Source organism: Maricaulis sp. (assembly GCF_030149515.1).
GTDB lineage: Bacteria > Pseudomonadota > Alphaproteobacteria > Caulobacterales > Maricaulaceae > Maricaulis.
This window is the reverse complement of the sequence record NZ_JASBRI010000025.1, coordinates 92793-104108: the sequence shown is the minus strand read 5'-3', so window position 1 is coordinate 104108 and position 11316 is coordinate 92793. Positions and strand designations below refer to the sequence as shown.

7 protein-coding genes are annotated in these 11316 nt (G+C 64.9%); 3 read left to right on the top strand and 4 right to left on the bottom strand.

From position 1 onward, the window contains the following. Positions 1 to 3: 3 nt before the first annotated feature. Positions 4 to 1173, bottom strand: coding sequence for an acetylornithine deacetylase (argE, locus tag Q1U94_RS12180; RefSeq protein WP_300545046.1), 1170 nt, complete (start codon positions 1171 to 1173; stop codon positions 4 to 6). A gap of 125 nt (positions 1174 to 1298) precedes the next feature. On the opposite strand from argE, the gene Q1U94_RS12175 reads away from it, so the two are divergent. The 3 genes from Q1U94_RS12175 (at position 1299) to Q1U94_RS12165 (ending at position 5580) form a co-directional block, all read left to right on the top strand. After that, a complete protein-coding gene (locus Q1U94_RS12175) occupies positions 1299 to 2786 on the top strand; it encodes a TadE/TadG family type IV pilus assembly protein (protein WP_300545044.1) in 1488 nt (495 codons plus the stop codon). A 122-nt stretch (positions 2787 to 2908) separates the two neighbouring features. Further along, positions 2909 to 3892, top strand: a complete 984-nt coding sequence (locus Q1U94_RS12170; RefSeq protein ID WP_300545041.1) for a class I SAM-dependent methyltransferase — start codon at positions 2909 to 2911, stop codon at positions 3890 to 3892. Positions 3893 to 4011: 119 nt separating this feature from the next. Beyond that, entirely contained in the window at positions 4012 to 5580 is a 1569-nt protein-coding gene (locus tag Q1U94_RS12165; protein WP_300545039.1) for a TadE/TadG family type IV pilus assembly protein, read from the top strand. A 57-nt stretch (positions 5581 to 5637) separates the two neighbouring features. On the opposite strand, the gene Q1U94_RS12160 is transcribed toward Q1U94_RS12165, so the two are convergent. From Q1U94_RS12160 to Q1U94_RS12150, 3 genes are all read right to left on the bottom strand, one after another. Beyond that, positions 5638 to 6228: an FKBP-type peptidyl-prolyl cis-trans isomerase gene (locus Q1U94_RS12160; protein ID WP_300545036.1), complete on the bottom strand. Its 591-nt coding sequence runs from the start codon at positions 6226 to 6228 to the stop codon at positions 5638 to 5640. Positions 6229 to 6245: 17 nt separating this feature from the next. Then, positions 6246 to 9101 (bottom strand): M16 family metallopeptidase, encoded by a 2856-nt coding sequence (locus tag Q1U94_RS12155; RefSeq protein ID WP_300545034.1) that lies wholly within the window; start codon positions 9099 to 9101, stop codon positions 6246 to 6248. An 81-nt stretch (positions 9102 to 9182) separates the two neighbouring features. After that, entirely contained in the window at positions 9183 to 11042 is a 1860-nt protein-coding gene (locus Q1U94_RS12150) for an ABC transporter ATP-binding protein (protein WP_300545031.1), read from the bottom strand. Positions 11043 to 11316 lie beyond the last annotated feature (274 nt).

Here is an 11316-nt window from a genome sequence, read left to right as displayed (position 1 = left end):
ACGCTAGCGCGCCATCGCCGCGATCAGCCGGTCCAGGAAAACGCAGCACCGGTCCAGCTGGCCGATGGCGACGAATTCGTCGGGCTGGTGGGCCTGGTTGATCGAACCGGGGCCGCACACAACGACCGACAGTCCCGCCTGCTGGAACTGGCCGGCCTCCGTGCCATAGCTGACCACGCGGGTGGAATTGTCGCCCGTCAATTGCCGCGCCAGGCGCTCGGCGGCACCATCCTCTTCCGGAGCGAAGGCAGGAACGTCGGAGCGGACCTCGATCTCGATCGAGGCCTCCGGCGCACTTTCGCGCATCTTCGCCTCGATGACGGCAGCCCGTTCGCGCAAGCCCGCCTCGATCGCCCGGACATCGTCCCAGGGGCAGGGCCGCATCAGCGAGGCGAATTCCGCCTCCAGCGCGAGAATGTTCAGTGCGGTTCCGCCCTGCATCTGGCCGATGGTCAGCGTGCCATGAGGCGGGTTGAACGGGCTGTCGGCGGGGGCCGCAGCCACCATCGTGGCCGCTTCGTCGACGAGATACTGCATCAGTGGCACGGCATGGGTCACGGCGCAGGCGCCATCCCTGACCAGCGAGGAATGCGCTTCCCGGCCACGCAGTTTCACGGTCAGGGAGAACAGGCCCTTGTGGGCGGTGACGACGGTCATGCCGGTCGGCTCGCCGACGATCACAATGGCCGGTTTCACCGGACCCGCCATGATCGTGTCGATCATCGCGGGCGCGCCCAGACAGCCCACTTCCTCGTCATAGGAAAGCGCAATATGGACCGGCTTTTTCAGTTCGGTGGCGGCGATCTGCGGAGCCAGCGCCAGGATACAGGCGGAAAAGCCTTTCATGTCGCAAGTGCCGCGTCCGTAAAGACGGCCATCCTTCTCGGTCAGCGACCAGGGATCGGTGGACCAGGGCTGGCCGTCGACGGGCACCACATCGGTATGCCCCGACAGCACCACACCCCCGTCCACGGCCGGTCCGAAACGCGCATGCAGATTGGCTTTCGTGCCGTCGGCATTGGGGATGCGTTCGCATACCGCGCCAAGTTCCATCAGCCGGTGCTCGACGAAGTCGATCAGCGGCAGGTTGGAGTTTCGCGACGTGGTGTCGAAGGCGACGAGATCGCGCAGGGCATCGATGGCGGCGCCGAGCCGGGGAGACGTCGAGGACATGATTCAATTCCGATTTATATTGTGTCCAAGGTGTTAGCCGGTTTCTTACGGCAAACACAATCATGAGTCCGCGCGCCCGCGGGGTTGCGGCAGATTGCTCCGGTTCCAACGGGGCAAACGGGCTCATGATCCAGCGTTTTCTGCGATACCTCCCAGCGTTCGGCCGGGCCCGGAACGGCAATGTGGCGATGATCTTCGCCCTCTTGCTGGTGCCGGTCACCGTATTGTCCGGCGGCGCCGTCGACCTGAACCAGGCGATGAATGCCCGCACCCGCCTGTCGCGCGCGCTCGACGCGGCGGCCCTGGCTGTGGGCGTGCATACATCGATCGGTCAGGAAGACGCCGAAGAGATGGCGCTGGACTTTGTCATGGCCAATTATCCCCGGCGCGAGATCGGCACAATCCAGAACCTCACGGTCGATCTCGATGACGTCAACGACCGCGTCACGGTGCGCGCGGAAGCCCGTATCGAGACCAGGTTTCTCGGTTTGATCGGCATCGACAACCTGACCGTTCACTGGGAAAGCGAGGTTCAGCGGGCACGGCGCGGCCTGGAACTGGCCATGGTGCTGGACAATACCGGCTCGATGTCGGGGTCGAAGATATCCAGCCTGCGCTCGGCCGGACTTCTGCTGACCGATATCCTGTTCGAGGGTGCCGATCCGGACCGGCTGCGGATCGGCCTGGTGCCCTTCTCCTCGACAGTCAATGTGGGCGACCGGTACGAACGGGCCTGGTGGCTCGACCCGGATGGCCTGTCACCCGTGCACAGCGAGAATTTCGATCCCCCGGCCAATCGCTGGGACATTTACGGCACGATCCGCAATCGCGACTGGCTGGGCTGTGTCGAGGCTCGCCCCATCCCGCACGATATCGAGGATACGCTGCCCGATCCGAACCATCCCGAAACGCTCTTCGTGCCCTATTTCGCGCCGGATGAATCCGATCGCGGCTATTATGCCAACGACTATCTCGACGACGGGATGGGCGGCTATGACGAACGTGCGCGCATGCGCAATACGCCGAAATACACCAATGCATGGATATCCGGGGCCGGTCCGGGCTGGGGCTGCAGCGCCCGGCCGATCACGCCGCTGACCAACAACCGCGCTACGATCGACGAGGCGATCGGGGACATGATCGCGAGCGGCACGACCAATATTCCGATCGGTATCGGCTGGGGCGTGCGTGTGCTCTCCCCGCAGGAGCCTTTCGCCGGCGGCACGGCCTTCGGGGACGAGGAGACCATCAAGGCGATGGTGGTGCTTACCGACGGCGAGAATGTGATGCGGGGCCGCGGCAACGAGAATTATTCCGACTATTCCGGATATGCCTATTCACGGGACGGCCGCCTGGGTGTGGTCTCGTCCAGCTCGCACACCCTGGCCAACGAACTCGACGCACGCACCGCCGCCGCCTGCGAATACGCGAAAGGCCTGGGCATCCGCGTCTACACCATCACCTTCCAGGTTTCCTCGACCTCGACGCGCGACATGATGCGCGACTGCGCCAGCAATCCCTATCTCTACTTCGACTCCCCCTCCGAAGAGGCCTTGCGCAGCGCCTTCGAGATGATTGCGGGCGATCTCACCAATCTGCGCCTCTCGCGCTAGCGCCGGCGGATGCCCGGCAACGAATTCAGCTTCGCCTGTAACCTTTCCGCCCCTCTCACCGAACTGGTCCGGTAGGGCTGCCGCCGCAAAGAACGGCCGCGCCAGGAAACCGGCGGTGGAGCATGCAGGGCACGAAGATCGTTGGTGAAGACCGGCAAGGCGGCCGTGATGCATGGAACCGCTATTGGAAAACGGGGGCGGCCGAGGCGCCCGATCAGGCCCTCCGGAACCGGTCCATCATTGGACAGCTGGAACGTCACTGGGACGGTATCCTGGCACACCATTCCGCATCCGGCATGCCAGGCCCGATGCTCGAACTTGCTTGCGGGACCGGTTCTGTCATCCGCCTTGCCCGTCGCCGGCTGGCCGCCGGCACGGACAGCGGACCAGACGTGTTCGGGGTCGACTTTTCGGATGCGGCCGCCCGGCATACCGGCTGCGGACTTGTCGGAGATGTGGCAAGACTCCCGTTCGCGTCCGGCCGTTTCGCCCTGGTGGTGAGTCAATTCGGATTGGAGTATGCGGGCCGCTCAGCGTTTTGCGAAGCGGCCCGGGTCCTTGCCGGCAGCGGCAGCTTTCACGCCGTGATACATCGCCGCAACAGCGGAATCTGGCAGGAGAACCGGTCCAGCCTCGACCTGCTTGACACCGTGGCGGACACCCAGCTTCTGCAAAAGTGCGAACGCGTGCTGGAAACCGGATACCAGCTGGACCGGGGGGCTGCGGCGCAAGCCGGTTTCGACACGCACTATATGACATTTCGGGCAGCGGCGGACGTAGCCGACCAGGCACGCAGGCGCGCCCCGCCCTCCCCGGCAAAGGCCTATCTGGACATGCTTGTGCCGGACCTTTCGGACTTTGTGCAGCGGCGGCAGCGCTTCGATCCCCGCCAGCTTCGCGACTGGCTTGCAGCGCAGGCCCGGACCCTCGACGTCTACGCCTTTCGGATGCGCTCGATGCTCGACGCTGCGATGGCGGAGGACGACATCAAACTGGCGGTCGGCGATCTTGCCGCGGGACGTCATGCAGTGTGCGAGATTGGATCCTTGTCCCTGTCCGGTCAGGACCGGCAGGATGCCTGGACCGTACTTGTCCGTCCTGCCTGAACACGGATCCCGGCCCCGCCACCCTGAAGCATGGCATTAACCGTTTGAATACCTTGCACCATAACGCCGCCTTAATTCCGAACCGCTAGCATTTTAGGGATTTTGACGGGATCCCGCTCATGGCCATGTCACGGCTGTTTCAAACCCTGGCCCGCTTCCTCGGCAACCGCCGGGGCAATGTGGCCATGATTTTCGCCCTGTCCCTGCTTCCGGTCACGCTGTTGTCCGGCGGGGCTGTGGATCTGAGCCAGGCGATGAATGCACGCTCGCGCCTGGCCCAGGCACTTGATGCAGCCGCGCTGGCTGTCGGCGTGAACACCAGCCTGTCGAACGACGACGCCCTGGACATCGCCAATGATTTCATTGCCGCCAATTATCCCGGCCGGGAGCTGGGGACGGTCACCAATGTCACGGTCTCGATCGACGACGAGAGCGACACGGTCACGGTGCGCGGCGAGGCGCGCGTGCGCACGACCATGCTGGGCCTCGCCGGCATCGACTACATCACCGTACACTGGGAAAGCGAAGTGCAGCGCGCGCGTCAGCGGCTGGAACTCGTCATGGTGCTCGACAATACCGGATCCATGGGCGGATCGAAGATTCGCTCGCTGCGCAGCAGCGCCGAACTTCTCACCGAAATCCTGTTCGAGGCCGCCGACGAGACCGGCGATGTCCGGATCGGCCTCGTCCCCTTTGCGGCCACGGTGAATGTCGGCACGCAGCACGAGCGCGTCTGGTGGCTCGATCCCGACGCACTGTCCCCGCAGCACGCCGAGTGGGCGGGCGGAACCGTCGAGGTCGAGACCTGCACGGGCCGGGGCCGCGGCCGCGGCCGGGGTGGCCGCCGCTGCGAGACCGAGGAAATCCGGGTCAATCACTGGGACTTGTTCGACCAGGTCCGCAATGCGGCCTGGCAGGGCTGCGTGGAAGCACGCCTTCCGCCTTACGATATCGACGACACCCCGCCGTCGGTCGGCAATCCGGCCACGCTGTTCGTACCCTATTTCTCGCCCGACGAACCCGATATCGGCGGATATTCAAACGACTACCTGTCCGACGGTATCGGCGGCGGCGTGACCGAGCGGCTGCGCAACCTTCTCAAGTATGACGGCGCCTGGACCTCCGAATACCGGACCAACCGGTCCTGCACGACCACGCCCGTCACCCCGCTCACCACGAACCGGCGCCAGATCGAGAACGCCATCTCCGACATGGACGCCAGCGGTACGACGAATATTCCCAACGGGATCGGCTGGGGCGTGCGCGTGATCTCCCCGGGCGAACCCTTCACCGAGGGCGTGTCCTATGCCGATGACGAGGTGATCAAGGCCATGGTCATCCTCACCGACGGCGACAATGTCATGTCCGGGCGGAACACCGACCTGATGTCCGACTACGAGGCGTATGGCTATGCCGTGGACGGCCGGCTGGGCGTGCGCTCGTCCAGCAGGCGCGTCCTGTCCCGGGCCCTCGACGACCGCACCGAAGCGGCCTGCGACTATGCCAAGTCTCTGGGCATCCGGGTCTACACGATCACCTTCCAGGTCTCCTCGTCCTCGACGCGCGACCTGATGCGAAACTGCGCCTCGCACTCCAGCCTCTATTTCGACTCCCCCTCGGACGAGGCCCTGGAAGACGCGTTCGAAATGATCGCCGGCGACCTGACCGGTCTGCGCCTGTCACGCTAGGGTCCGCCATCCCCGTCTCCCCGGAAGAGACGGGGATTGGCCGCCGGAGAATGCGCGTTACCCGTCGCCGTCGCTGTCTTCGTCCTCATGGCCGGGCAGGTCGATCAGCTCCAGCTGGAAGACCAGGGCCTGGTTGGGGCCGATCGGGCCGGTGCCGCGTTCGCCATATCCCAGGGCCGGCGGGATGTACAGCTCCCAGGTTTCGCCCACGCGCATCAGCGGCAATGCCTCGACCCAGCCGCGGATAAGGCGGTCGGACGGGAAGGTCGCCGGTTCGCCGCGGGCATAGGACGAATCGAACTCGTCGCCGTGCGGGAACAGGCCGCGATAATGCACCGTGACCAGATCGCCGCGCTCGGGCGAGGGACCGTCCTCGACGGCATCGCGAATGCGGAAAACGAGACCGTTTTCCAGTTCGAACACGCAGCGTCCGGTGCGCACGGTTTCCAGATAGGCTTCGGCCGCAGCGGCATTCGCCTCGGCATCGCCCGCCTCTTCCGGCGCATCGGCGAGCGGGATTTCGGCACTCTCGGGCGTGTCGCAGGCCCGCGCCCGCGCCAGGGCCTCCTCGTCATTCGCCGGCGGCGGCGCCGAACAGGCGGACAGTGCCAGCACGCTTGCCGCGGTGGCCAGGATCGAACGTTGCATGAAACTCTCCTTGGACATCATTCGCCGCTCTGCGGCAGGATCGTGACGCGCCAGCTGCGCCCGGGCTGGAGATAGGTTTCCGCCAGGGCGACAAGCTCGTCGCGGGTGATGCTCTCATAATCCTCGCTCAAGGCGCGGATCCGGTCGAGACGCTCGGGATGGGTAACGGACTGGGACAGCCAGCCGAGCCAGGCACCGTTGTTCTCGAAGGCATTCTCGATCTGCTCGAGAAGCGGACGCCGGGCCCGCAACAGCTCGTCTTCCGAGATCGCGCCGGCGGCCAGGTCCGCCGCGAGCTCGTCGATCGCGGCATAGGTGGCATCGACATCGTCCACGCGCACATCGGCCCCGACATAGAGATAGCCATAACCCGGATAGACGTCCGACGCCGTATCGTTGTTGAAGGCGGAATAGGTGAACCCCTCTGCTTCGCGCAGGCGTTCGGTGAGCTTCAGATCGAACACGGCGCGCAGCAATGCCAGGGCCCGCGTGCGGCGCCGGTCGCTGTCGTCGAAAGTCGGCCAGTAGACATTCGCCATCGCCTGGTCGTCCGGACCGTTGTGGCGCAGCACGACAGGCTCGTCCACCGGGTCGGGAAAGCGCACGGTGCGGGCCTCGTCATAGTCCGGCCAGTCGGCCGCGCGCTCCGGCAGCGCCCCCAGCGTGGGCGCCAGCGCGGCGACAAGTTCGTCCTCGGTGACATCCCCGACCACGGTCACCTCGACCGGCGCACGCTCCAGCGCCGGCGTCAGGAAGGTGCGGATCGCATCCATGTCGACGGCCGCCACATGTTCCGGGGCGGGCAGACCGTAGCGCGGATCGCCCGAGCGGATCATCCGCGACACCTCGGCCTGCAACACGCCGGAAGGCGAGGCATGAAGATTGCGGCGGATTTCCGGGATCACCGCGCGGAATTGTTCCAGCCCTTCCTGGCGCCAGCCGGGGTCGGTGAGATAGGCGGCGAGAAGATCGAACTGGGTGCGCAGGTCCGACGGGGTCGTGGAGGCCTGGAAGGAGAAGCTGTCATCGCCCACACTGAAGCCGTAACCTACGTTGCGTCCGGCCAGAACGCGGTTCATTTCGTCCTCGCTGTGCGCGCCGAGCCCCGCAGAGGTGAAGACCGAACCCGCCACGATATCGACCCCGTCCAGGGCCCGCGGCTCGAGTTCCCCGCGGCCGAAATCGACGCGGACACGAATCGAACGGTCCTCGAAATCGGTCCGCTTGAAGGTTACATCGACGCCGTTTGCAAAGTGCAGGCGCACCAGGCCGAGATCGCCGATTTCCTCGCGTGCGGAGACGGCGCCGGCCGGACCGAAATCGCCGTAGGCGAAGTCGGTTGCACCACCGGCAGCAGGCGGCTCGACCGGCTGGGACGCGCTGGTCTCCCAGACGTCGCGGATGGTCGATTCCGCATCTTCCAGCGGGATCGGCGAGGCCAGGAAGAGCAAGGGCTCCACCCCCTCCCATTGGGCCCGGAAGGCCGCGTTCACGCCCTCGACCGTGACGTCGCCGACCGTTTCCTCGAACCGCTGCAGCATCGAGGCGGGTGAGGTCAGCACCTGGTCCTGGCGCCAGTTCTGCCAGATCTGGTCGGCCAGGCTGGAACTGCTGCGCGTGCCGGCCTGGTCTGCCGCATCGCGCAGGCCAGTGCGCATATTGGCAATCTGTTCGGCGAGCTCGGCCTCGGTAAATCCGTGTTCCAGGGCCCGCCGCAATTCCTGTTCGACCGCGCCGATCGCGTCCTGCCACCGGTCGGGCCGGGCCACGGCGAGCACGGTGGCCCGGTCGGCAACGCCGAAATCGGAGGTATGATTGGCCGACGCCTGGATCAGCGGCGAGGTGCCCGAACTGGTCAGGGTCGCAAAGCGGCGCGACAGGATGCGGTCGCCCAGACTGGCGAGATTGTTCTCGAAACGGGTCTGCGCCGTATCCAGCACGTCCCGGTGCGGACGTACGGCGTCGACCGTGAAGATGGTGTAGATTTCCGGGTCATGGAAATAGCCGACCGAGAGCGGCCGGTCGGGACTCACCGTGCCGACCTCCGGATCGCCGCGCGGGTCCTCTATCCCGGTCCAGCCGGAAAACCGGTCGCGGATCTTTGCCTCGATCACGTCCGGATCGATATCGCCCGCCACCACGATCAGGCCGCGGTCGGGCACATAGTAGTTCTCGTAGTAATCCACGAAGCGCTCGCGCCCTGCCGTCTCGATCACCTCGACGGTACCGATGGCATCCCGGTCGGCGACATTGGTGTGCGGCAGGCGGAATCGCCAGAGCGCATCGTTCCAGCGCCGGATCGGCGTATTGCGGAAACGTTCCTCGGACAGGATGACGCCGCGTTCGCGATCGATCGCCTCGTCATCCATCAGAAGTTCACTGGCCGTCTGCCGCATCAGGAAAAGCGCGGTATCCACCGTCTCCTCGTCAACCTCGGGGATATCCAGCTGATAGCCGACGGTTTCATAGCCCGTGAAGGCGTTGGTATCGGGGCCGAATTGCAGGCCGTGCCGCTCCAGTAGCGGCACCATTTCGCCCTCGGGAACCTCGGTCGATCCGTTGAACGCCATGTGTTCGATAAAATGAGCCAGACCGCGCTGATCGTCCGCCTCGGCCAGCGATCCGGCGTTGAATACCATGCGCACCGACGCAACGTTGGGCGGCGTCTGGTTGACCCGGATGGCATAGCGCAGACCGTTGTCCAGTTCGCCGTAGCGAATGTCCGGATCAGCTGGCAGATCGGACACTTCATGCACAAATGCGTAGTCGGCCGGAGCCGGCGCTTCCGGCGCCGGCTGGCAGGCGACAAGACCTGCCAGGCAGACCCCGGTCAGAACCCGTTTGAACATGTCGGTTACGCGCACTGAGGGCATCGGCCTCTCCCCTTCGGTCTCCCGGCCGAACCTAGCGGGGCACAGCCGCAAGTCGAGTGAAATAGCGCAAGGACCTGCAGATCACTGCGCGGCTTCGTCAACGGGATCGTGTTCGGCCACCCAATGGCCCGGCGCCACCTCGATCAGTTGCGGGCGGTACTGTTCGGCGTCGGGATCGTCGATCAGTTTCGACTTCATGAAGCGCAGCTGGGCACGCGTATCCATCGGAGAGGGCAGTTCCCCATCCAGCTTGATGCGGACCTTGGCCTTCTCCACCGCCGGATCGGGCACGGGCACCGCCGAAATCAGCGCCCGGGTATAGGGATGGCGCGCATCCTCATAGATCTGGTCGCGGTCGGCCATCTCCACAACACGGCCGAGATAGAGGACCATCACCCGGTGCGAGATCTCGCGCACGACCGAGAGATCGTGCGAGATGAAGATCATCGAGAGGTCGAGTTCCTGCTGGAGCTTGATCAGAAGCTCCACGATCTGGGCCTGGATGGACACGTCAAGGGCCGAGACGGCTTCGTCGCAGATCACCAGTTTGGGATTGAGGATCATCGCGCGGGCAATGCCGACACGCTGGTTCTGCCCGCCGGACAATTCGTGCGGATAGCGGTTGATCATGTTCGGATCGAGCCCGACCCGTTTCATCATCTCGCGAACCGCCTCGGTCCGCGCCTTCTTCTTCATCGACTTGCGGAAAGTCAGCATCGGCTCCTCGATCGAGGCGCCGATCGTCATGCGCGGATTGAGCGAGGCCAGCGGATCCTGGAAGACGATCTGCAGGTCCTCGCGCGCCTTGCGCAGATCATTCGCCTTGAGACCCAGAAGGTCCCGGCCAATCCAGGACACTGTGCCGTCCGTCGCCGGCACCAGACGCAGGACCGCGCGCGCCAGGGTCGACTTGCCGCAGCCGGATTCACCCACCACGCCCAGCGTTTCGCCCGGGCGCAGGTCGAAGCTGACCCCGTCCACGGCACGCAGGGTCTTGTATTGCGGCTGAAAACCACCGGAGACGCGGATCGGGAACTGGACTTTCACATCCTCCACGGCCAACAGCGGTTCGGCCGTTTCGGCGTCGGGGACCGGTTTCAGTGGCGTATGGCCAGGCCGGTCAGGGCGATCGAGACGCGGCATGGCATCCAGCAGCATGCGGGTATACTTGTCCCTGGGCGCCGAGAAGATCTCCTCGATCGGCCCGCCCTCGACATAGACACCATCCTTCATCACCTGGGCGCGATCGGCCATCCGGGCGACAACGCCCATGTCATGGGTGATCAGCGCCAGCGCCGCACCGGTTTCCCTTTTCAGCTCGTCCATGATGTCCAGCACTTCGGCCTGGACGGTCACGTCGAGCGCGGTCGTCGGCTCGTCGCAGATCAGGAGATCGGGCTCGCACAGCATGGACATTGCGATCATCACGCGCTGGCGCATGCCGCCGGAAAGCTCGTGGGGATACTGTTTCAGACGCCGCGCCGCCTCCGGGATGCGGACCCGGTCCAGCCATTCCACGGCACGCCGTTCGGCAGCCTGCCCCTTGAGTCCCATATGGATTTCCAGGACTTCCTGCATCTGCCCGCCGATGCGCATGTGCGGCGTCAGCGAGGTCAGCGGATCCTGGAATATCATCGTCATCTTGCGGCCGCGCACGCTGTTGAGCTTTTTCGGCGGCAGGCCGAGAATTTCCTGGCCGCGATAGCGGATCGAACCGTCGGCGCGGCCGTTCGATGCCAGAAGGCCCATGGCTGCGAGAAAGGTCTGACTCTTGCCGGACCCCGATTCGCCGACGACGGCCAGGCATTCGCCGGCCCGGATTTCCAGGGATACGCCCTTGACCGCATTGACGGTTCCGTCAGGTGTACCGAAACTCACCGTCAGGTCCGAGACCTGCAATATCGGTGCGGAATCATCCTGAACGCCAGCGGTCTTCTTCAAATCACTACTCCTCCAGCAAGAGCGGGGATGGCGAGCATATCGACGGATTTCGCCTTGACCAGCCTCGACATCATTCACGGTCGAGACAATCCCTCGAAGACCCTTGCGCCGGATGCCCGGGCGTGCGCGCCTGCCTGCGGAAACCGGCGGGATGTAATGGACAGGCGAGAAAACTTTCCCTTTCGGCTGCGCTTGTTGCAAGATGACGCCAGTACGGATTGGGACCGCACACGCATGGAATTGCATACCCGCCGGACAGTTTTCCGGGTCACCG

Coding starts and splice junctions, on each gene's coding strand:
- Q1U94_RS12165 (WP_300545039.1), top strand. CDS start 4,012: ATGGCCATGTCACGGCTGTTTCAAACCCTGGCCCGCTTCCTCGGCAAC.
- Q1U94_RS12155 (WP_300545034.1), bottom strand. CDS start 9,101: ATGCCCTCAGTGCGCGTAACCGACATGTTCAAACGGGTTCTGACCGGG.
- Q1U94_RS12175 (WP_300545044.1), top strand. CDS start 1,299: ATGATCCAGCGTTTTCTGCGATACCTCCCAGCGTTCGGCCGGGCCCGG.
- Q1U94_RS12170 (WP_300545041.1), top strand. CDS start 2,909: ATGCAGGGCACGAAGATCGTTGGTGAAGACCGGCAAGGCGGCCGTGAT.
- Q1U94_RS12160 (WP_300545036.1), bottom strand. CDS start 6,228: ATGCAACGTTCGATCCTGGCCACCGCGGCAAGCGTGCTGGCACTGTCC.
- argE (WP_300545046.1), bottom strand. CDS start 1,173: ATGTCCTCGACGTCTCCCCGGCTCGGCGCCGCCATCGATGCCCTGCGC.